Below are 24,609 nucleotides of genomic sequence, written 5' to 3'. Positions count from 1 at the left end.
TTTCGACTTCCTGTAGGGAAGCGAAAGGGCTGGATTGATTTCTTGTGAATCTTTTATCGCAGAATCGTCGTTGCTTTATTGCCAGCATAATCTTCGATAACGAGCTTCAGGGAGCTGGTACTAGACGAAGGCGTGAAGGTCAGTTCACCCAGCTTCGTTCTGCCCCGAATGATATAAGGGAATTTTTGCGAAACGTAAGTTACTCCGAATTCGCGTGGTACCTCATTTTCATAGATATAGATTTTGTACCAATCCTCCAAATCAGGCAATGCGAGGGTATACTTTCCATCCTTTACCGTAACCTTTTCCTTGGCATATGGTGTAATCTGAGTATCTGCCAGTTGTCCGGTCGTAGTGACTGGATTCTGTTTGCCAATGGCAATATCCAGGACGTAATGTTCGCCATTGGTCGGAAGACCTGTCAGAATGGCAGACTGTTTTTCTTTTTTGACCTGAAGTGTCTTGGTGAAAGGTTCCTTCGTATACTCCGTTTGGAGTGTAAGCTGGATCGGCTCTTTACCTGGGTTCCTCTTCGGGTTTTTCCAACTGACAATAGCATCGCCATTGTTCTTGAATTTCACATCAATGTCCTGAACAGCTGCATTCAGATCATAGGACAGGACGGTTGCTTCACTTTCGATACCATCTGCGCCTACAGCACGAATGGACAATTCGCCAGCGGGATGTTTGAGCGTTTTAATATAAAATGTGGAGTCATACACGCCGCCGACATAAGCGCCGTTCTCATACAGATTATATTGCTTAACCTTTGAATAGTCCTCGATATCCCATTCGACAACCAACTCATCGGTGTTGGTCAGTGCTTTGGTAATATGGAATCCGGTTGGAGCATTCGGTTTGGCGGCAGAACCGTCGGATATACGAATTTCACCAATGTTCATCTGATATTTTTCAATCGTAGTACCATTAGGGTCGAAGGATAGACCAAAAGCTGCGACGGTCTTCCCTTGGTGTGCACTTAGATCGAGTGAAGTAGTCTTCCAGCCTGCCGTGTGCTGACCTGAATCTGGCACTTTGACTTTGACTACTTTGGTTGGTTCATCCTCAAATATCAGTCCGACATACATGGAGGAAGCGTCGTTGACAGACGGTTTATTATAGGTGAGTTCCAGTTTGGATTGGGCGTTGATCGACAGATCCGTCTTGTACAGACGCAGGAAATTGTCCGCATTTAGACTTCCGTTCACCACAAGAGAACTGCCGCCAGTGAACGCACCAACGGAATCATACGTATAACGAGCACCTTTTTCATAGGTTGGACCATAGTCAAAATCAACAGTGAGTTTGTCACCTTGACTATCCATCCACCACTGCCAGGTGACTGGGATATCCTGAATATTAATATTGGACCATTCGGTTGCATTGGAGACGGTTCCGCCCTCATAATATTTCAGACCGTGGCCTGTATTGAAATTGGTCACAAAATTGGAGCCGTGAATAACGGAGCGTTCGGTGAGATAAGCGGCGATGCCGTCCCACTTTGCACCAGAAGCATACACATCGGACAGATCGACGGATGCCGTACGGCGTGCGTTGGTTGGGTCCTGATTTGGACCTGACCACCAAGCGCGGTCACGAACAAAGGTCATCCATTGGTACTCATCATCGGCTCTATGATTCGTGCTGCCATCGCCCATTTCTTCATCCAGGGCATTATGGGTAAAGTCAGCACCAAGTGTTGCAATACTGTTCATCGGTTGACCGTTCTCGTCCAGATTGTTACGCAGATCGTAGAGCTGCTTCCAACGGCCAAACTGGTCATTCCCACCTTCGACACCGGCAAATACCGTTTCCAGTGGGTCAAGTCCCAAACCAATGGCATGATCGCGTGAATCACGCAGCATGTCATGGTTCCACACGTAATTCAGGAAGATCGAATCCGAGACTCTGCCTAAAGCAGAATCTTGCACAAAAGGACTGTTGAGTCCGTTAAACTGGTTCTGGTATTGAATTTTGCCCGTTGTATTGATGGTGGAGTCATACCACTGAACATATAGTCCTTCGTTTTTTAAATATTTCATGAATTTCTTGTAGGAAGCGATGTCTTCAGGCGCAACGCCTTTGGCAACCTCTTCCTGATTGAAGAAGTATCCGTCGTAATTATAATACTTTGCCATCTCGACCAGCTTTGCAGCAACAGGGAAGTTCCCTTTTTCATCCTGCACAAGCATCTGCTTGTAGGTTTGTGGTCCACGATCATTGTCTGAGAAGAAGATGTTGGCGATGGAACGGACACCGTTTTTGTGTGCAGCATTGGTGTAGGCCGGATTCGGAATGTTCAAAATGCCAAACTCAAAGTACTTTTCCGTCCATTCCTTATTGGGGTCATACAATTCCTCAGGCACGCCAGCAGAAGCCATACCATGCCAATAGCTATAATAGTCTGTGTACTGCCAATAATTAAAGAGGTACTCGCTGAATTCATTCGTGTAAGGGGTGCTATCGAAGAATGAATTGCCATAATCGCCACTCATCGTAAACAGCTGGGTGTCCGGGCTGAGTTCGGGATAAGCCTGCGTGGCCGCAAAGGAATCGTTACGTGGTTGCAAAGGTACATGAGCACGAAGCAGTTCACCATGGATATCACTTTCGGGTGTCCAATTCAGAATCTGGGCAGCGGTGTAGCCATGCTGATAAGGCTGATTTACTCCCTTGGCGCTGTCACCTGTGTAAGGAAGCGTGTCTCCGGCATAAACGGATGAGGCAATGACTTGTCCAAGCAGAGCCGAAGTGAGAACCATTGCGGTTACTTTGGGGATAAGGCCTTTGGGTTTGTGTTTGCGTGTCATGTTGTTCCTCCTTCAAGTCGAATGAATGTAAGGTATTCTTTTACACAAAAATAAACTTATGGTTAACGATAGGGCATGAAAGCATTTTCAAATAGGGAGAAATTAAAGAAAGGAAGGTATAAACTAAAGAAAAGTTCGAGGTGACAAGTTAATGTTAGAAGGCAAATGATATACTTTAGACAGGAAAACAGCATCGGGGGGAACATGTGACTTGAAAATTGTTAGCGTTTACAAAAATTTCTTTAAAAATAATATGTTTATGAAGATGCTGTTCATCTTCTCCATGATCTCAATTGTAACGATTATTACCTTATCCTATATCATTTTCCTGTCGGTGTCCGATGCCACAATTCGCCGAGAACTGGCGATCCAGAAAGCGGCCATGGAGAGTGTTGACCGATATATTCATCAGCAGTATGAATCGGTGCAAAACATGGTGAGGGACATGCATCAGAATGAGGCCTTATCAGCCAATATCACCTATCTGATGAACCACACGTACGCCGAGTATGTACAGCATCTGACGAATGGCTATTATGCGAATCAGGATGATTATTCAGCTGATGTACTGAAACATTTTCAAAATATCATGGATCGCAATTCGGATATCAATCAAGTGATGTTATATAGTGCCGAGCGGCAGGATCTGTCCTCCTTCAATCAACATAAGCAGTTCAGAAAGCTGAACACCAATGTGGCTCATTCCTATATTCCTGACGTGATGGCGATGGAGACACCGAATATCAGCGCACCAAACTATTGGATTCGTAAAGAAATTGATCAATGGGACCCGGCGCTGTATGCGATTCGGGTGCCTATCAACGATACACAGACCCTTCGAAATTTGGGTCAGTTCCTTGTTTTCTTTGACTCAGCAGGTATTGGCAACGCTTTGGATAGTTACGAAAGTAATCTCAAGGGAGAAATTGTGGTGCTGTCAGCCAAAGGTACAGTATTGTTCGATTCCAACAGTAACTATTACGGCAAGAAGTACCCCTATATCAATGTGGCCGATTCCCTGTTTGATCAGACGGATATGGACTCGATGAAAAAGGAGCGAAATATGTATGTGAACAAGTTTGTCTCGGCGGATCAGGGCTATGTGGTCGTTGGCACGGTTCCTGTGGATGAGATGGCTGAGGCCTATGCGGGTACACGCAACACAATCGTTTCGATTAGCATCATATGTATCCTGTTTGCAGTGTTGGTTCCGGCGTTTTTCATTATTAATTTTGCCAAACGCACCCGCAGAATCATTCGTTTCACCCAAAGGGTGAAATACGGCAACCTGACAGCACGCATCGATGATGCCCGTGATGATGAGCTTGGACAGATCTCACACAGTTTCAACGATATGCTGGATGAACTTAATCAATATATTGAACGCGTCTACAAAGCCGAGATCAAACAAAAGGAGACAGAACTGGTCGCTCTCCAGGCACGGATTAATCCTCACTTTCTCTATAACACGTTGGAGGTCATCCGAATGAGGGCAATTTCGCAGGGGGCGAAGGATGTCGGGGAGATGATCTACAGTTTATCCGTGTTATTCAAGAGCCTTGTTCAACAGAAGAAAAATTATACGCTCAAGGATGAGATGGAAGCTTGCCGTCTGTATCTGGAATTGTTCCGAATCCGGTATAAGGATATTTTCATGTACACGATTCAGTTGGACCCTGTGCATAATCAGCATCCGGTGGTTAAGCTGTCCCTACAGCCAATTATTGAGAACTATGTGGTGCACGGCATTCAGACAGAACGTTCGGATAATCAATTAGCGATTGTTGTTGAGGAACTGGGCGACGCTTTGCAGGTAGAGGTTAGAGATAACGGTAAAGGCATTGATCCTGAGCGCCTGACTGAAATTTTAGAAGAACTGGAACGTCCGGAAGAGTCGGGTAAAATGTTCGGACTGCGCAGCGTACACACCCGTTTGCGTTTCCTGTATGGACCGGAATTCGGCATCACGATAGAAAGTACACTCGGAGAAGGAACCCTGATCAGGGTTCGTTATCCTCATACAGAAGGGACAGGTTTTTAATATGTACAAGGTATTTATTGTGGATGATGAACCGTTCATCATTGAAGGATTGTACGATATTTTGGATTGGTCGTCGTTTGATATGGAAATTGTAAGTCATGCCGGCAATGGACAGGCCGCATTAAACGCCTTGTCTGCGCAGCCTGTGGACATTCTGATCACGGATATATCGATGCCATTCATGAATGGTCTGGATCTGATTCGGGAAGCAAGGCAGTTGCAGCCTGAGATCAAGGTGATTATTTTAAGTGGTTTTAATGAGTTTGAATATTTGAAAGAGGGCATGCAGCTAGGCATCGAAAATTACCTGCTCAAACCGATCAATGTGGAAGAGCTGGAGTCGACGCTTCGCAATACGGCTTCCAAGCTGGACCATGCGTTGTCTCCTCAAACGGATGATGCTTATGGTGTTCAGATTCTGAAAGACAACATCCTTCACCGATGGTTGACGGGACAGATTGCCGCCACGGAATTCGAGGAACGGGCTCAATTCTTGAACCTTTCGCTGGATGCACCCGATGTTGCAGTAGCTATCCTGCGAACTAAAGGGGAAGTATCCGGCATGTTCGAGCGAGTGGAGGACATGCTGAAGGATAAGTCCTATGTGAATATATTTCATGACATCGATGGGGACATCGTCATCGTTGCCAATGTGCATGCAGGCGAGGACGAGAAAGAGAAGTTTATGGAGTGCCTTCAGGCATTATCCGCTGCGCTATGTGAGACACATCCTGCTGTTCTGATTGGGGTAGGAAGTCTGATACGTGGACTTCACCATGCGCCGACAAGCTATCAGGAGGCGAAAAAGGCTCTCCAGTATGTGATGATCTATCCCGATCTCAAAGTGATCGATCATGCCATATTGGAGAAGGGTGGAAGCTCTGCTTCTTCCTTCTCGATCGATTGGAAGGAGTACGCGAAGCTCATTCTATCCCGTAATGCAGAGCTGCTTGCGGAGCGGATTCGGGTCGATTTTGAACAGCACCGCGACGGGGTTACTCCGGCTGAGTTGCAGAACATCGCACTGGAAGTGGTCATTCGCTTCAAGATGGAATTGGAGGGCATTAAACATTCCGATGAATCGCCTATTTACCAACGTGGACTTCGCCTTGTATTGGACAGCGGAACGTTTGACGAACTCGTGCAGGCGTTGCAGCAGGTTGGTTCGGAGACGATTCAGTCTCTGCTTCAGGATTTAAAGAATCCGATCGTCAACCAGGTGCTTCAACATATTGACAAACATTACGCAGAAGAGCTTTCCCTGAAGCTGCTGGGTGCTCACTATCATCTTCATCCGGTATATTTGGGACAACTGTTCCACAAGGAGACCGGGGAGACTTTTGCCGAATATATCAATAAATATCGGATTGAACGTGCCAAGGAACAGCTGCGCAATTCGAATCTGAAAGTACATGAGATTGCAAGGAATGTCGGGTACTGGGAGACCGGATATTTCTATAAACAGTTCCGCAAGTATGTGGGAATTTCACCAACTGATTTTAAGGTTTTTGGATAATGTTCAGTGGATCACCGATTGGACCAGTGGACTGAAATGAATGAGACATTCTGGGGACAGGAGGGCATGCAATGGAGTGATGCCAAATGTTACTCAGCATGTCTTTTTGATGTAAGCGATTTATTCAAATAGGTACAAATTAATGAATCAGTACAGATTTCTCTTTAATTTGTACCTCGAAATATTAAGTTTATCTTCTTTTTGAAAATGCTTTCATTCGATAAGGTTAAAGCAGTTAGTTTGTAGAGCTAAAGGGAACACGAAAAGGGAGGATCAAGGAAATGAGTAAACAAAGAAAAAGTTTTTCTCTCGTACTTGCATTATTGATGGCGGTTACACTCGTTCTTAGCGCCTGTGGAGGAAGCAAGGATGCTTCAGAATCAGGGGAAGCAGGAGAGGCTCCTGTCGAGCTGATCTGGTACACCATTGGTACCCCTCAGAAAGATGTTAATAAAGTGATGGAAGAAGTCAGCAAGTACACGAAAGAAAAAATTAATGCCACAGTAACGATGAAAATGGTTGACTGGGGTGACTATCCGCAAAAAATGCAAGTTAACGTAGCATCCGGCGAGCCAATGGACATCCTGTTCACCTCTTCCGGCGGATTCGATTATGTTCAAAATGCCAGAAAGGGTGCATTCCTGGAACTGGATGACTTGCTCCCTAAATATGGTCAGGACCTTATTAAAACGATTGATCCTGCATTCCTGAGTGGTTCGAAAGTAGACGGACACAATTACGGAATTCCGGCCAACAAAGAGCTGCCTCAACAAGAGGTATGGCGTTTCAACAAAACGCTGCTTGATAAATACAAAATGGACATCTCCAATATCCGTACGTTGGACAGTCTGGAGCCTTTGCTCAAAACAATCAAGGAAAATGAGCCAAGCGTGACTCCATTTGGAATGGATAAAAACTTCGTTCCTTATGTTCCTTATGACTATGTCATTCAGAATTTGCCAATGGCGATCAAACTGGATACAACGGATTACAAGATCGTGAACATTCTGGATACTCCGGAAATGAAAGCAGCACTCAAAACGATGAGCAAATACTATAAAGCTGGTTATGTATCTGCAGAGGCAGCAACAACAGGCTCTACCAATGACCTGACTACATCAGGCAACTGGTTCCTGGATCGTGCACAAACTCAACCGCTTGCAGACAACCAATGGTCGGCAAGTTACGGATATCCGGTAGTTTCCACACCAGCTAGTGATGCGATCATCACTAACACGTCTGTACAAGGTTCGATCATGGCCATCTCGGCCAACTCCGAATATCCGGAGAAAGCAATGGAGTTCCTGAACCTGTTGAATACAGATCCAGTTCTGCGCAATATGGTTGATTCCGGTATTGAAGGCGTTCACTACAAAAAAGTGGATGACACGCACATGGAAAATCTCGCTGAATCCAAGAACTACGATATGCCTTCTTACTCCCTCGGTAACAACATGTTGTTGTATCTGAACAACAATGACCCGGATAACAAATGGGATGAGTTTAAGAAGTTTAATGCAGAGGGTGTAAATTCCCCAATTCTGAGCTTTAACTTTGACTCAAGTAAGGTGTCTTCGGAACTGACAGCTGTGCAGAATGTCAAAGAGCAATACTGGGCCGCATTGATGACAGGTACGCTGGACCCAGAGAACAATTTGGAGCAAGTGATTGAGAAGTTCAATCAAGCCGGACTTGAAAAAGTGATGGCTGAAGCCCAAACCCAGCTTGATGCCTGGAGAGCGGCAAATAAGTAAGGGTAAATTCAGGGATCGGGCCGCTGCTTGTTGCGCCCGATCCTTTTTCATTCAAGCCTGAAGGAGGATCTTCATATGACCGCATTTTTGAAAAATCTGATTAGAAACCGAGTCATGCTGTTCATGGTGCTGCCAGGCGCCATCTGGTTCTTCTTCTTTTCCTACTTGCCATTGGTTGGTACAGTAGCAGCATTCAAACAATATCGTTTCAGCCGCGAAGGCTTCTGGGCCAGTCTGATGAAGAGCGAATGGGTGGGTTGGGATAACTTTAAATTCCTGTTCAGCACTAACGATGCTTGGCTCATTACTCGAAACACGCTTTTTTATAACCTTGCCATTATTATTCTGGGGCTGGTATTCGCTGTAGGTTTGGCAATTCTGCTCTCGGAGCTGGTCAATAAACGATTAGCCAAATTGTATCAAACAGGTATGTTCCTGCCGTATTTCCTATCCTGGGTTATTGTCGGTTATTTCGCGTTCAGCTTCCTGAGCATGGATCGGGGGATGTTGAACCAGATTATTGGGTGGTTCGGTGTGGAACCGATTCAGTGGTATTCGGAAGCGAAGTATTGGCCGTATATCCTGGTGTTTGTAGCTTTGTGGAAAACGATCGGGTACAACAGCATTGTCTATCTCGCTTCCATTCTGGGGATTGATCGGTCGCTGTATGAGGCAGCGATGATCGATGGCGCCAATAAATGGCAGCAGATCCGCAACATTACGATTCCTTTGCTCTCACCTATCATTATTATTATGACGTTGCTGGCTGTGGGTCGCATCTTCTATGCCGACTTTGGTCTCTTCTATCAGGTTCCAAGGGATTCGGGTACGTTGTATGCCGTTACCAATGTTATTGATACCTATGTGTATCGTGGCTTGAAAACAAGTGGTGAGATTGGCATGAGTACCGCTGCCGGATTGTATCAATCCGTTGTAGGCTTCGTGCTTGTTATCATTTCCAACTATGTTGTACGCAAAATCGATAAAGATAGCAGCTTATTCTAGGACAAGGGAAAGGAGTGAACCACTGTGGCTCAAATCGTAAAAAAACGCGACTTCCATCATGTATCCAATGGCTGGAACGTCATTATGAATATTTTGGCCGGACTATTCGCTTTAATCTGTGTATTTCCTTTCGTGTTTGTAGTGATCATCTCGTTCACGGACGAGAAAGCACTGGCCCGTGACGGGTATCGACTGATTCCGAAGGAATGGAGTCTCGCAGCCTATCAGTTTGTGTGGCAGAGTGGAGACACGCTGCTGCGTGCTTATGGGGTAACCATTTTGGTGACGGTGCTGGGTACCATCATAAGTCTGATTCTAATGTCGCTGTATGCTTATGCAATTTCCCGCAAGAGTTTCCGTTATCGGAGATTTTTCTCCATATTTGCCATTCTGACCATGTTGTTCAACGGCGGGATGATTCCGACCTATATGGTCGTATCCCAACTTCTTCATTTAAAAGATAGCATATGGGCACTGGTTCTGCCGCTTGCAATGAATGCCTTCTATATCATGATCCTACGTACATTCTATTCAACCAGTGTACCGGATGCGGTCATTGAATCCGCGAAAATTGATGGAGCCGGAGAATTTTATACGTTTATGAAGATTGTTATTCCATTATCGTTGCCAGGGTTGGCGACAATCGGATTGTTCAGTACGCTCGGTTACTGGAACGATTGGTTCAATGCGCTGTTATATATCGATAACCCCAACCTCGTACCTCTGCAATCGATGCTGATGCGGATTGAGTCCAGCATCCAGTTCATCCAGCAGAACTCGGCGAACAGCTCGATGAGTCTGGCGGCGATGCAATCCATCCCGCAGGATACTTCACGGATGGCCATGGTGGTTCTCGCTACATTGCCGATTATTTTCGCTTATCCGTTCTTCCAGCGTTACTTTGTACAGGGTCTGACGGTCGGAGCTGTCAAAGAGTAACCGAATCACTTCTATAGGGTGGAGGTATCGAAGGATGATGATATATAAGGACAAAAGTAAATCCGTGGAAGAGCGAGTAGAACATCTGCTGAGCTTAATGACGACGGAAGAAAAGGCGGGTCAACTCATCCAGCCTTTTGGTTGGCAGACATATACGAATGATCAAGGGAACATCACGCTGAATGAATCCTTTAAGCAGCAGGTGGAAAACGGGGGCATAGGCTCCCTGTACGGTGCACTTCGTGCAGATCCATGGACGGGTGTTACGCTTGAAAATGGACTGTCTGCCAGAGAAGGGGCAGAAGCAGTAAACCTCATTCAGCGCCATGCTGTAGAGCATTCCAGACTGGGGATTCCCATTCTGATCGGAGAGGAATGCTCTCACGGACATATGGCGATTGACGGTACGGTCTATCCAGTTCCCCTTCTCTTAGGAAGTACTTGGAACGTGGATCTGTACCGTGACATGTGCCGGGCGGTCGCTCGCGAGACGCGTGCTCAAGGCGGTGCAGTAACGTATTCTCCGGTGCTGGATGTTGTACGTGATCCACGCTGGGGGCGTACCGAGGAATGCTTTGGTGAAGACCCGTATCTCATTGGTGAGCTAGCTGTTGCTTCCGTGCAAGGACTTCAGGGCGAGCGTTTGGACCAAGAGGATGCGGTAGCGGCTACACTGAAACACTTTGTCGGTTATGGCAGCTCGGAAGGTGGACGCAATGCGGGACCGGTGCATATGGGCTGGCGTGAGCTGCTGGAAGTAGATCTGTATCCGTTCCGCAAAGCTGTTGAAGCAGGCGCTCAATCCATTATGCCGGCTTATAACGAAATCGACGGTATCCCGTGTACGGTTAATACGGAACTGCTGGATGACGTTCTGCGAAAAGACTGGGGCTTTGACGGTCTGGTGATTACGGACTGCGGAGCCATCAACATGCTCGCAAGTGGGCATGATGTGGCGGCAGATGGATTGGAAGCATCCGTACAGGCCATTCAGGCTGGTATTGATATGGAAATGTCCGGTGAGATGTTTGGACAATATCTGGTGCAAGCGATCTCGGAAGGCAAACTTGAAATGCATGTACTGGATCAAGCTGTCCGCCGTGTGCTGGCACTGAAATTCAAGCTGGGATTATTTGAGCAGCCTTATGTGGATGCCGATCGAGCGGCAGAAGTCATTGGCAGTGAAGAGCATATTCAACTGGCACGCCAATTGGCTGCAGAAGGTGTGGTATTGCTCAAAAATGAAGCTGCAACGTTACCTCTGTCGACGGCAACAGCGGGCCGAATTGCTGTCATTGGTCCTAATGCAGACCAAGCCTACAACCAGTTGGGCGATTATACTTCCCCCCAACCGAAGTCCAAAGTGGCTACGGTACTGGATGGCATCCGCAGTAAGCTTGCTGTAAGTGAGAGTGGGCACGCAGGGGAAGGCTCAACTGGACATTCGAATAGTGAAAATCAGGTTTTCTATGCACCGGGATGTCGCATCAAGGGTGATTCGAGAGAAGGGTTCGAGCACGCAATAGAAACTGCACGTCAGGCAGATACAGTCATCATGGTCGTTGGCGGCTCGAGTGCCCGTGATTTTGGTGAAGGAACCATCGATCTGAAGACAGGTGCTTCCAATGTGTCCGATAACTCATGGAATGACATGGAGTGTGGAGAAGGCATTGACCGCATGACGCTTGGGCTTGCCGGAGTCCAGCTGGAGCTGATTCAAGAGATTCACAAACTTGGCAAAACACTTGTCATTGTTTATATCAACGGTCGCCCGATCACCGAGCCTTGGGTGGATGAACATGCCGATGCCATTCTGGAAGCATGGTACCCAGGCCAAGAGGGTGGGCACGCCATTGCGGACATTATGTTCGGCGAAGTGAATCCGTCCGGTAAACTGACGGTATCCATTCCGAAGCATGTGGGTCAATTACCGATTTACTATAATGGCAAACGTTCACGCGGCAAGCGTTATTTGGAAGAGGATCTGGAGCCTCGTTATCCATTCGGATATGGGCTCAGCTATACTACTTTTGATTACAGTGAGCCGAAGCTAAGTACAGAATCGATGACGGCCAACGAGACAGTCACCGTATCAGTGGAAGTCACCAATACAGGGTCTTGCAGAGGTGCAGAAGTCATTCAGATGTATGTATCCGACGTGGTTAGCCGTGTGGCACGTCCAGCTAAAGAGCTGAAGGGGTTTGAAAAAGTGAATTTGGAACCTGGAGAGACGAAGACGGTAGCCTTCCATATTGGAGCGGAGCAGCTGCAATATATCGGTCGTGATCTCACGCCTGTCGTTGAACCAGGACAATTTCATATTCATATCGGAAGACATGTGAAAGATACGCAGTTCGCCGAGCTGACGGTAGAGGAGGCGTAAGGAATTGGAACGCATCAGACGATTTATTCGCGAGTTGTCCGAACGTCAGTGGTTGGAGCAAATGGAGCTGCGCAGCTGGGACATCACCCGCGCTTATTATAAAGTGCCAGGACAATATGAAGATCAGAAGGCTTATCCAGAAGGCGAGGGGTTGAATCGTTTCCCGAGTGATCAGGGAACGACCTATTTCTTCCGGACACGGTTGGATGTACCTGCCTCCTGGCAGAAAGAACCTTACGGACTTGTATTTGAATCCGGTGGGGAAGGCTTGCTTCGGGTGAATGGACATTCCTATCAGGGGCTGGATCGTAATCATACGTATGTAACACTCGACCCTTCCCGAGTAGGGGCTCAGCCTGAACTTGAGATTGAGTTATTCGATCCGGTACCCGAGCCTGTAGATCCACTGAACCAACAAGCGGTTATTCAGCCGCCGATTACATCAATTAGCAGTTTGTTGGTGCGACCGAATGAACCTGTCCGCAGCCTGATGTACACGGTCACGATTGTGCGTGATTCCGCAGTGCTGCTGCCGGAAAGTGATTTTCGCCGTGTGCGACTGTTGGAAGCGATCTATCGGGCGATGGATCAATTCGTAGGTCTGACAGAAGACGCTGTCAAGCAGGGGAATGGCATCCACAGTATCGAAGAAGGATTGATCCATGAAGTGCGTGAGATTGGTGGAAACGCCGAAGGCTTGGAGCATATGGTGGGGCAATCGCACATTGACATTGCCTGGCTGTGGCCTGTACGTGAGACGGTGCGCAAGACCAGTCGTACATTCTCCACGGTGGATGCACTCATGAATGAATACCCGGAGTATGTTTATTCCCAGAGCCAGCCTTTGTTGTACGCTTTTCTGAAGGAACATGATCCCGAGCTATATGAACGGGTGAAGAAGCGCATTGCCGAAGGACGCTGGGAACTGGTTGGCGGGATGTGGGTTGAGCCGGATCTGAACATTCCGAGTGGGGAATCCCTGATTCGTCAGATGTTATATGGTCAACGCTTCTATATGGAGGAGTTCGGCAAAACATCACAGATTGAATGGCTGCCAGATACATTTGGTTATTGTGCTTCCCTGCCTCAGATTTTGAAGCATGGCAATGTGGAGTACTTCATGACGACCAAGCTCGGATGGAATGATACGAACGTATTTCCATATGACCTTTTCCACTGGGTAGGTATTGATGGCACGTCCATCCTGTCTTATCTCAATCATGGTGTTAACGAGCATACGCTGCCGAAGGACATTCATGATCATTGGCAGTCTTACCGCGAGAAGGCGGCGCATCCTGAGCATATGCTTCTGTACGGGCATGGCGATGGTGGCGGCGGCGTGACGCGAGAGATGTTGGAGTACGTGGATCGTTCTGAGTTGATGGTGGGCCAACCGAAGAATGGTTATAGTACCGCCGGTGCCTTTTTTGACGGAATCGAGAAGGCGCAGCCTGATCTTCCGAAGTGGCATGGCGACTTGTATTTGGAGCTTCACCGGGGTACCTATACGACCCATGGTCGCAATAAGCGCAACAACCGGAAGGCTGAGGTGCTTTATCGCGAAGCGGAGCTTTGGAACACACTTGCCTTACCGGATATGGAGCCGCAGCAGGATGCTGAAGTACGTTCGGCGCTGCATGATGGATGGAAGCTGATTTTGCTGAATCAATTCCATGATATTATCCCAGGCTCTGCAATTACCGAATCGTATGTAACTTCAGACGAGGAATATGTCCGGGTATTTGAATTGGGTAGAGCAGGTTTGAATCAAGGGGTAGCCGCTTTAACGAGGGGAATAAACACGCAGGGGCCAGAGGGTTCTATACCTTATGTTGTGTTCAACAGCCTTGGTTGGAATCGAATTGAAGTCGTTCAACTTCAAATGCACGATGGATTGGATCGTTACGTCATCGATGAAGAAGGTCAGCGTTTGCGCATGGATCGGGAAGATGGCCAAATTTCGGTTCTGGTGACGGATATTCCAACGTTTGGTCATAAGACGATTTGGCTCGTACCGGAAAATGCAAGGGAAACGAATGTAAGGGAAATGGCGAGCATTGCCGGGCAAAAGAACTTTACAGATACATGGGAAACCGCGTATTACCATGTTCAGTTTAACGAGCGTGGCGAGATATCCCGCTTGTGGGACAAGACAGCAGAACGAGAGATTCTGAAGCCAGGTGAGCACGGCAATCAATTTCACTTTTTCCATGACCGTCCGACGCTCTGGGATGCCTGGGATATCGACAGCCGTTATGAGGCTCAGGTTGCTGGAGAAGTGGAGCTCTTGGAGAAAAAGCTGGTTCTGGCAGGTACTACGAAGGATGTACTTCGTTTTCAGTGGAAGCTTCACCAGTCTGTGATTACACAGGATATGGTGTTCTATCATGACAATCGACGGATCGATTTCAAGACCCATGTAAGCTGGAATGAAGATCATAAATTGCTCAAAGTGGGCTTCCCGATCGATATAGTGACTTCCAAAGCAACCTATGAAATTCCATTCGGTGCATTGGAGCGTCCAACTCATCGCAACACGAGTTGGGAGCAGGCTCAGTATGAAGTGTGCGGACACCGCTTCGCAGATGTCGCCGAGCACGGATATGGCGTCAGTCTGCTTAATGATTGCAAATATGGATACGACGTACAGGGAAGCACGATTCGCCTTTCCTTGTTGCGTGCACCGAGATGGCCTGACCGGACTGCGGATATTGGAGAACATGACTTCACCTATTCCCTGTATCCACATGAAGGCGACTGGAGAAGTGCACATACGGTACGTCAGGCAGCCGAATTAAACCATGAAGTGCCTGTGCATCAGGTGGACCAGAACGCAGGCGTACGCCCGGCAACTGGATCATGGATTGAATTCGATAGCAACCATGTCATCTTGGATACGGTCAAACCGGCAGAGGCAGGAAACGGTACAGTACTCCGTTTCTATGAGTCTTCGGGCACACGTGAACGAGTGACGCTGCAATGGCCGCATGCATTTGAGCAAGCTTATCTCTCCAATGCTTTGGAAGAAGCAGGCGAGCCTTTGGATACCACCAATGGTCAGATTACATTATCTTTTAAACCTTACGAAATAAAAACCGTGCTATTACGGTAAACCTTTTTGAAATATATTGAGCTATGTAAGATGAACTAAAACATGTACACGACAACGGAGAGTGCAGAACCAGATGGAGAAACGAAGTGTTCGCCTAAAAGCTTTCTGAAAGAAAGCTACATCGGAAGCATACGCTATCCCCGGATTTTCCCATTGGAGAAGGGAATCAAAAAAATCTGGGGATAACAGCGATCGGAAGATGGTACTGCAATCGTAGTGTCCAGTGTACAGTTAATGAGTTTATCTTGCTACGGCTACACCATTCAATTTGTTTAAGGAGTGCACTCATTCATGGAACAATTCAGACTACCCAAAATACCGATGCCACCTGTTGCATTGCCACAAGCCGTACAGGCTGTAATGGAAGAAGCAGAGCAGAAGCTGTCACATCGACCGAAGCTGCTTCAACTATTCAAGAACTGTTTCCCGAATACGATTGAAACAACAACGAAATTAATGGATGACGGCACGACCTTTGTCATCACTGGCGATATTCCAGCTTCCTGGCTACGGGATTCCGTAGAGCAAGTGGTGCATTACATTCCATTTGCCAAAGAAGATCAAGACCTGCAACGCATTATTGGTGGTCTGATCAAGCGCCACATCCAGTACGTTCATATTGATCCGTATGCCAACGCCTTCAACGAGACAGCCAATGATTGGCACTGGAACACCACCGACGTGACCGAGATGTCACCTTGGGTGTGGGAGCGCAAATTCGAGATTGATTCCTTGTGCTTTGTTGTGCGTCTCGCTTATTTATATTGGAAAGAAACCGAACTGACCGATATTTTCGATTCCAGCTTCAAAGCCGCAATGCGCAAAATCGTGGATTTGTTCCGGGTGGAGCAACATCACATGGAGAAATCACCATACAGCTTTACCCGCAATAACGGCATTGCTACGGATTCAATCCGCAATAACGGACGAGGCATGCCCGTCAATTACACAGGCATGATCTGGTCCGGTTTCCGTTCCAGTGATGATGCGTGTGATTTCCACTACAACATTCCAGGCAATATGTTTGCCGTCGTTGCCCTGCGTCAGATGCAGGAGTTCGCGGAGTGGGTATTCCGGGATATGGAGTTCCTGCAGGAGCTTAAGGATCTGGAAGCCGAAGTAGATCATGGTATTCAGCTGTACGGTATTTACCGTCATCCCGAGTTTGGCCCGATCTATGCCTATGAGACGGATGGTTTCGGCAACTACTGCCTGATGGATGATGCGGGTACACCCGGACTGATGTCCATTCCTTATCTTGGCTACGTCACAGCGGATGATCCGATCTATCAGAATACGAGACGTTTTGCGCTCAGCAAAGAGAATCCGTTCTATTATGAAGGCAAAGTTGCCAAAGGAATCGGCAGCCCGCATACACCGCCGGATTACATCTGGCATATGGGTCTGTCCATGCAAGGATTGACGGCCCAGTCTGCTGAAGAGAAGCTCGAAATCATTCGGATGCTGGAAGCAACGGATGCGGATACAGGATATATGCATGAAGGTTTCCATGCCGATGATCCGACGATTTTTACGAGAAAATGGTTTGCTTGGTCCAACAGCCTGTTCTCCCAGTTGGTCTATAAATCCATGAAGGATGGTTTGCTATGAGTAGCGCACAGGTGAAGAGAACCAAGTTGATTATTTTCTCTGATCCAACGTTTCCAGTGGAGGGTACTTTGCCAACGCAAGGTGCTCTTGATTCATGGAAAGCATCGGAAGAGATCATCGTTGTGGGCGCGGATGATTTGGCTTCGGCTTTGAGCACAGCGGCAGGTGAAGGGTGTTTCGTGAACCTGCATGCGCCTTATTTTCCTAAATCCGCTTGGACCGAAATCGCAGCTTTTCTTCATCAGGGGGGGAGTCTGATCAGCATTGGTGGCGCACCATTCAAACGTCCTGTTCGTCAGGAGAATGGGGCATGGAATTCCGAGTCGGAACAAACGGCGTATCACCAGGAACTTTACATTCATGAGGCGTTAAAGGTATCCGCAGCCAAAGTGGATTCACTAACTTCCTCAGAAGATATTCCACTCCTTGCAGGCAAAGAGAGACTGTTCGAGAATGCGGATACGTGGAATCTGGTACCTCATACAACCAAAACAAGCGATTTGCCACATCAGATGGGTTCCTCAGGTCCGATGAGCACGCAGATTTCTCCGCTGCTCCGCGGCCGCAGCAAGGATGGTCGCAACATCGCTGCCCCAATCGTATTATGGGAAAACTCCCGCAGTACGTTTGCCGGTTCGCGCTGGCTGTTTGTGCATCTGCCTTTGACGGCTACCTTCTGGGATCAGAACGGAGCAGCCGAAATCGTGAACTGGGCGCAGTATTGCGCCAAAGGTGTAACCGAGCTATCTCTGAAGCCGAACTATGCTTCGTATGAATTGGGTGAACGAGCTTCACTGATCCTCCAAACTCAAATTCTACAGCGTGCGGGAAGCAGACGAAGTGAGCCGGAGCTGTGGACGTTTGATTTAACCATTGAACGGGAAGATCGCACAAACAGCACGGTAGAGAAGGTATGGAATCATCAACTGGAGCTGGAACTTTCCGGCGAACAGCGTTTTGAACGCATTCTTCTTCCGGTTTCAATCAAGAGCGGGCTGTACCGAATCGTGGGTCGTGTTCAGGCACCGGATGGCGAAGTTCGCATACTGCGGCAAGGCTTCTGGGGTCAGGACGCAGCTTTGTTGGCAGAAGGGGAAGTCATTACACGCAGCAGAGATTATTTTATCAAAGACGGTCGTCCATTGCCTGTGGTTGGTATGACCTACATGACCTCTGATGTGGCACGGAAATTCCTGTTCCTTCCTAATGCGGATGTATGGGATCGGGATATGGCACAGATGGCGAAGGCCGGCATTAACTGGATTCGGACCGGAATCTGGACTGCCTATCGCAACATGATGCAGGTGGATGGTCATATGTCTGAGGATGTACTGCGTGCTATTGATGCGTTCCTGTTAACGGCAAAACGGCACGGCCTTCAAGTGACGTTCACCTTTTTCTCCTTTACACCCGAGACGTGGGAAGGAACAAATCCATATTTAGACCCGCAGAGCGTAGATGCACAGAAACGCTTCATCCGCAGCATTGTTAGTCGTCACAGACATTCCACACATGTGGACTGGGACTTGATTAATGAACCGTCGATGTTTGATCCTGTGCGCATATTCTCGGATGGGCCACGTTCGGCAAGAGATTCATATGAGCAGCAGGCGTTTATCGAGTGGCTTCAGCAGCGACATCAGACGATTGAAGCGTTGCAGGAGGCATGGAACATGTCACCTAAACAGCTCCCTGACTTCACCGCAGCAGTCATTCCTGAACCGGAAGAGATCAATTTCGATGTACAGGACATGCACAAGGCTAAAAAAGGAACACGCTGGCTTGATTACTGTCTCTTCTCGATGGAGATGCATAATGTTTGGGCGAGAGAGCTTGTAGGCACGATCAAGGATCTTGTTCCCCATCATCTGGTTACCGTAGGGCAGGATGAAGCTCTCGGAGCACAGCGGCCTTCACCGTTCTTCTATGAGCGGGAAGTGGATTATACAACCGTGCATTCCTGGTGGCTCAACGATGACCTGATCTGGGACGGCATTTTCGCCAAAACACCACATAAACCCAATCTCATTCAGGAGACAGGCATCATGTATGTGGAAACCCCGGATGGCCGGGCCAAACGCACAGAGGAAGAGCTTCACAGCATTCTGGAGCGCAAATACGCCTATGCCTTCTCAACAGGCGGTGCAGGAGCAGTGCAATGGATCTGGAATACGAACTTCTATATGGATAATGCCAATGAATCTCATATTGGAGCGCTGAGAGCGGATGGTACGGAAAAACCTGAAGCCGATGTGTCTTACGATTTTGGCCGATTCATGGAGCAGATTCGGGACTTGTTTACCGATCGCGAGCTGGAGGAGATTGCGGTGGTCTTCCCGTATTCCAACGATTTCTCGAACCGTTCCCTGGCTTACGATGCAACTACAAAATTGACCCGTGTGATGGCTTATGAGCTGAAGCAGCCATTCCGGGCTGTATCCGAGTATCATCTGGAAGCATTGAAGCAGCAACCACCGAAGCTGATCATGGTTCCGAGTCCGCACAACATGGACAGTGATGCCTTAAGTGAGCTATTCAACTTCGCGGAGAATGAAGGAGCTACGCTGCTTATTACTGGCCCGCTCGGGTTGGATGCTTATTGGAAGAGAAGTGATCGAGCAGATCATCTTGTTGGCCAGCGCAGTCTGGGCAACGTACAGCGAGAAGAAATGCTGAATATTAACGGGGTGGATCACCGCGTCACGTATGGTCGTCGCCGGATTGCCGAGGTGGCGAAGGAAACGTTACTTCATGCGGAGAATCATACACCTGATGAAGTAGAAGTACTGCCATTAGGCAAAGGCAAGTTGATCTGGAGCCCGCTGCCGCTGGAGCTGAATGGCCGGGATGAGCCGCTGGCTGACCTGTATCGATATGCGTCAGAAGTGGCTGGTATTAAAAATGAACTGGAATGGATATCTGGCGGTGATCTGGCAGGGATTTATGGCCGGAAGCTGAGCTTCCCGAAAGGCAATCTGTACGTATTTGTATCGGAGTTCGCTTTGAATCATGAGGTGAAAGTCAGAGATACACGTACGGGAGTCATATATACGTTCCTGTTGGAGAAAAATCGCTCGGTGCTGTTTGCCACAGATGATGCCGGACAGCTGCAAGCCGTATATCGTCCGGATGAAGTAGAGATTGTACAACAAGAGGTAGAGGGGGAATAATACAATGACCAAACCAACAAGCAAATCGAAAAGAGCGCATATTATTTCTCACACGCACTGGGATCGGGAATGGTATTTGCCGTATGAGAAGCATCATATGCGATTGGTGCAACTGGTGGATGCCTTGCTGGATCAGCTCGATCAGGGGCCAGATTTTAAAAGCTTTTACCTGGACGGCCAGACGATCATCATCGATGACTATCTTCAGGTTAGACCTGAGCAGAAGGAACGGTTGGAGAAGCATATTCGTGATGGCCGGATTGTCATTGGGCCTTGGTATATTTTGCAGGATGCCTTCCTGACCAGTGGTGAAGCGAACGTTCGTAATATGCAGGTTGGACATCGGGATGCCAAACGTTACGGAACACCTTCAAAGATCGGATACTTCCCAGATACGTTCGGACTTGTAGGACAGACACCGCAGCTTATGCTGCAATCGGGCATTGATAATGTCTTTTTTGGGCGAGGCGTGAAGCCAACGGGCTTCAACAACATGGTGTCTGACGATGGATACGAGTCCAGTTTCTCAGAGCTGATGTGGGAAGGTCCGGATGGATCTAAAGTGCTCGGTGTTTTATTTGCCAACTGGTACTCTAACGGGAATGAAGTTCCGGTGGACGAAGCTTCAGCTCGTAAGTTCTGGGAAACCAAGCTGGCTGATGCGGAGAAATATGCATCGACGAATGAATTGCTGTACATGAACGGATGTGATCACCAGCCGATTCAGAAGGATCTGCCTGAAGCCATCCGTATGGCTGAACAATTGTATCCCGATATCGAGTTTGTTCACTCCAACTTCCCGGACTATCTGTCAGCGTTGAAAGCATCTGCGGTTCAGGAGCTGTCTGTTGTAAAAGGAGAGCTGCGCAGCCAGCGTACTGATGGCTGGGGCACTCTGGTGAACACGGCTTCCGCACGCGTTTATCTGAAACAGATGAACCAACTGGGCCAAGCCATGTTGGAAAAAGTGGCTGAGCCCCTGGCTTCGTTCGCGCATCTGCTGGGTCATTCATATCCGCATGATCAGTTTACCTATGCCTGGAAAACGTTGATGCAGAATCATCCGCATGACAGCATCTGTGGCTGTAGCGTAGACGAGGTACATCGCGAGATGGTCACACGGTTTGATAAGAGCCGTCATGTCGCTGAGGCCCTGATTGAGGATAGCACCAGCCAAATCGCTGCAGCTGTGGATACTTCAACCTTTGAACGATATGGTGATGAAGCCCGGCCTGTGGTTGTGTTTAACACTTCGGGATGGGAGCGCAGCGGTGTGGTTCAGATTGAACTGGATGCGGCCCGTCTGTACTTCCGCGACGGTTTCTCATTGGAAGATATGGCAGCTAAAATGAACGCCATCGACCTGTCAGGTCGTATATTGGTGGATGAAGAAGGAAAACCAGTGCCGTGTACGGTAGAGGATATGGGTCTGCAATTCGGCTATGATCTGCCGGATGATCGATTCCGTCAGCCATATAGCTGCCGTAGGGTCAGTATTACATTTGAAGCAGAGAACGTGCCTGCACTTGGCCTGAAGACGTATGCTTTGGTTCGCATGGACAGCAATGCTGCGAATTCAGATACACTGCTGCGTGGTCAACGTGGCATGGAAAATGAATATTTTATCGTAAATATTGCAGACAATGGATCTTTTGCACTTAAGGATAAACGGACAGGCCGAACGTATAAAGATCTTGGCGTGTATGAAAATGTCGGTGATATCGGCAATGAGTACATGTTCAAGCAACCGGAGAACGAAGTAGCACTGACTACGAAGGATCTTCGGGCAGAAATTCGAGTTATCGAAGATGCGCCTTACAGAGCTTCGTACGAAATTGTTCATCATTGGGAGATTCCTGAATCCGCCGACGAAACGCTTGATCGTGAGCAGCGGGAACTTATCTATTATCCGCATCGTAAAGCTCAACGTTCCAAACAAATGGTTACGCTCAAGATCCGAACCATTGTGTCGTTAAGCCGCAGTGGAAAAGGCATCAAGCTCGAAACAACCTTCAACAATCAGGCGAAGGATCATCGGGTGCGGGCACTCTTCCCGACGGATCTGACAGCTGCTGTTCATCACGTTGACTCGATGTTCGAAATTGCTACTCGCGATAATACGCCTGCACCGGAATGGCAGAATCCGAGCAACACCCAGCATCAGCAAAGTTTTGTTGATGTGAGCGAGGATCAGGCTGGGTTGGTTGTAGCCAATCTCGGTCTGAATGAATATGAGGTTCTTGAGGATGGACGGAATACGATTGCGGTGACATTGCTTCGTGCCGTGGGAGAGCTTGGAGACTGGGGATTGTTCCCGACACCGGAAGCTCAGTGTCTCGGCGAGCATTCCTTCCAACTGGAGATTATCCCTCATGACGGGAACGGAGCAACATCCGGAGCGTACATTGAAGCTTATCAGTTCCAGATTCCATGGACTTTGGCTCAGACGAACGTACACCCGGGATTCCTGACGCCAAGCAACACACCTGTTGAGTGGCAAGGGGAAGGTCTTGCGTTTTCTTCACTGAAGGTGAACGAGGATTCGGGTGATCTGATGTTGCGTTGGTATAATATGGGGTCGAATACAACTGAGTTGAAGTTTGCTGCTTCTGAGTCCATCCCGCAAGCATTGGAAGATGCATATCAGAGCAACATTCTGGAAGAAGATACAGGTAAACTGAATGCTTCGATAATACATGAATCTTCCACTGCCTTAATCAGCAAAGAATGGGCTCTTCAAGCGGGACCTTGTGAGATTGTTACGGTGGGGCTACGTCGTTAATTTTCCAAGCGTGATCGTATATATTTTTTGTGTAGTGTCTAACCGAAGTTCTGCGCACTGTCATGGAATGGATAATGCTTTTTCCAGCTGAAAATGTTGAGTTATTCCTCAAGTTTATATAGAATGAACAGTAGAATTACAAGCGATCGAAGGTTACCCTGCCATCATGATGGTCATCGTAAAATTCAATTGTTCATTCTATATTGAAACTATTAAGGGGGCTTGAAGCCATGGAATCCTTGGGAGGACTGCTTCAGCAGCTGAATCCTTCCTTTCGTGAACAGTCGCGGCGGATTGCGGCGGAATTGATGGAAGATCCGTACGTACGCGAATTCCGCGCAGGTCATCCTGAACTGAAAGATGCACAGCTTATTACCGATCTGAGCAAGCTGTATCAGTATGCCAAAGATTCGAAGAACTGTGCGAACTGTCCGGGGCTCGACAACTGTCCTAACGATTTCCAGGGTCACTTTTGCAAACTGGAAGTAGAGCATTTTAACGGTAAACCCGAAATTATAGATAAAAAAGCACCTTGTTCCAAACATGTCGCCCGGCAGAATGAGCATGTTATCAAGCAAAGAATCCGCAGCTTCTATGTGGACGAGCGTGCGCTCAATGCAGGATATAACGATGTGGAAATTATGGGCAAGGATCGGATGCGTGCTCCGGCGGTGAACCAGGTTCTGCGTTATATTAACGACACCAAGGAGAATGGATTGTCTCCGCAAGGACTGTTTTTGGAAGGATCATTTGGAACGGGCAAGACGTTTCTGATGTGTTATTTGCTGCATGAACTCGCGGTTGTGGGCCACACAGGTGTTATTATCTACATGCCTGATTTTGTGGAGGATCTGAAATCCATGATCAGTGAGGGAAACAAGCTGAAGGAAACGACGGATATTCTGAAAAGCTGTGATCTGCTCATCTTTGATGATATTGGGGCAGAGAATCTGAACCCATGGGTTCGAGATCATGTGATGGGTTCCATTCTGAATTACCGTATGAATCGCAAACCTACATTTTACACGTCAAACTACAACTTGGATGGGCTGGAGAAACATCTTAGCTTCACCAGTAGGGACGGCGAGGAAATGAACAAAGGCCAGCGTTTGATGGACCGGATTCGTCCGTTTGTTGATGTCATCTCGGTTCGGGGTGAGAATCAGCGGGGCAAACGTTAATTTCTATTTAGGTTACCGATCTGATCTATTTTTTACTCATATAGTCCCAAAAAAAGCCTGGCTTTCGCATTGTCGCGAAAACCGGGCTTTTCTGGCCTGCGTGCAGCCTGAAGATCCTATTCGGTGATAAATTTGAAAATCACCATTCCGAAAAAGATAACCGTCATCAGGCCGGCCATGCCAGCAACACCCGCAATCAGATCAAACAGATCGTTACGGGGTTCCTCGTTCACATGTTCACGCGGGTCGTTGATCCGCACATTTGCATCCATGGTATTGCCTCCTTATGGGGATAACAGCTTGCC

Annotated in this window: 13 protein-coding genes; 11 read left to right on the top strand and 2 right to left on the bottom strand. The window is 47.9% G+C overall.

What is annotated here, in order from left to right; genetic code table 11:
• Positions 1 to 53: 53 nt before the first annotated feature.
• Complete coding sequence (locus BLS14_RS26245) at positions 54 to 2,810, bottom strand: endo-beta-N-acetylglucosaminidase (RefSeq protein ID WP_090954673.1); 2,757 nt, start codon at positions 2,808 to 2,810, stop codon at positions 54 to 56.
• Between the two features lie 211 nt (positions 2,811 to 3,021).
• Between BLS14_RS26245 and BLS14_RS26240 the strand changes: the two genes are divergently transcribed.
• From BLS14_RS26240 to dnaI, 11 genes are all read left to right on the top strand, one after another.
• Positions 3,022 to 4,851 carry a sensor histidine kinase gene (locus BLS14_RS26240; RefSeq protein WP_063566101.1) on the top strand — a complete coding sequence of 610 codons (1,830 nt, stop codon included), beginning with the start codon at positions 3,022 to 3,024 and terminating at the stop codon, positions 4,849 to 4,851.
• Between the two features lies 1 nt (position 4,852).
• Positions 4,853 to 6,367, top strand: a complete 1,515-nt coding sequence (locus BLS14_RS26235; protein WP_072735478.1) for a response regulator transcription factor — start codon at positions 4,853 to 4,855, stop codon at positions 6,365 to 6,367.
• Between the two features lie 281 nt (positions 6,368 to 6,648).
• Entirely contained in the window at positions 6,649 to 8,121 is a 1,473-nt protein-coding gene (locus BLS14_RS26230) for an ABC transporter substrate-binding protein (RefSeq protein WP_063566099.1), read from the top strand.
• A 75-nt stretch (positions 8,122 to 8,196) separates the two neighbouring features.
• Positions 8,197 to 9,126: an ABC transporter permease gene (locus BLS14_RS26225; RefSeq protein WP_063566098.1), complete on the top strand. Its 930-nt coding sequence runs from the start codon at positions 8,197 to 8,199 to the stop codon at positions 9,124 to 9,126.
• 84 nt (positions 9,127 to 9,210) lie between these two features.
• Positions 9,211 to 10,065 carry a carbohydrate ABC transporter permease gene (locus BLS14_RS26220; RefSeq protein WP_205525065.1) on the top strand — a complete coding sequence of 285 codons (855 nt, stop codon included), beginning with the start codon at positions 9,211 to 9,213 and terminating at the stop codon, positions 10,063 to 10,065.
• A gap of 34 nt (positions 10,066 to 10,099) precedes the next feature.
• On the top strand, positions 10,100 to 12,448 hold the full coding sequence (locus tag BLS14_RS26215) for a glycoside hydrolase family 3 N-terminal domain-containing protein (RefSeq protein WP_176854764.1): 2,349 nt from the start codon (positions 10,100 to 10,102) through the stop codon (positions 12,446 to 12,448).
• A 4-nt stretch (positions 12,449 to 12,452) separates the two neighbouring features.
• On the top strand, positions 12,453 to 15,560 hold the full coding sequence (locus BLS14_RS26210; protein ID WP_090954671.1) for an alpha-mannosidase: 3,108 nt from the start codon (positions 12,453 to 12,455) through the stop codon (positions 15,558 to 15,560).
• A gap of 291 nt (positions 15,561 to 15,851) precedes the next feature.
• Positions 15,852 to 17,171 carry a glycoside hydrolase family 125 protein gene (locus BLS14_RS26205; protein WP_090954669.1) on the top strand — a complete coding sequence of 440 codons (1,320 nt, stop codon included), beginning with the start codon at positions 15,852 to 15,854 and terminating at the stop codon, positions 17,169 to 17,171.
• The gene (locus BLS14_RS26200) at positions 17,168 to 20,341 is read left to right on the top strand and encodes a beta-galactosidase (RefSeq protein ID WP_090954667.1); all 3,174 of its coding nucleotides are present in this window, start codon (positions 17,168 to 17,170) and stop codon (positions 20,339 to 20,341) included. The genes BLS14_RS26205 and BLS14_RS26200 overlap by 4 nt, the downstream gene beginning before the upstream one ends.
• A gap of 4 nt (positions 20,342 to 20,345) precedes the next feature.
• Positions 20,346 to 23,123, top strand: a complete 2,778-nt coding sequence (locus tag BLS14_RS26195; protein ID WP_090954666.1) for an alpha-mannosidase — start codon at positions 20,346 to 20,348, stop codon at positions 23,121 to 23,123.
• Between the two features lie 230 nt (positions 23,124 to 23,353).
• Entirely contained in the window at positions 23,354 to 24,304 is a 951-nt protein-coding gene (dnaI, locus tag BLS14_RS26190) for a primosomal protein DnaI (protein WP_090954664.1), read from the top strand.
• A gap of 116 nt (positions 24,305 to 24,420) precedes the next feature.
• Here the strand turns inward: dnaI and BLS14_RS26185 are convergent, their stop codons facing one another.
• Complete coding sequence (locus tag BLS14_RS26185; RefSeq protein ID WP_090810527.1) at positions 24,421 to 24,576, bottom strand: YqzM family protein; 156 nt, start codon at positions 24,574 to 24,576, stop codon at positions 24,421 to 24,423.
• Positions 24,577 to 24,609: the final 33 nt, after the last annotated feature.

Source organism: Paenibacillus sp. OK060, assembly GCF_900101205.1.
GTDB classification, from domain to species: domain Bacteria; phylum Bacillota; class Bacilli; order Paenibacillales; family Paenibacillaceae; genus Paenibacillus; species Paenibacillus marchantiae.
The sequence above is the reverse complement of the archived record's forward strand: the minus strand, read 5'-3'. Positions and strand labels throughout refer to the sequence as shown.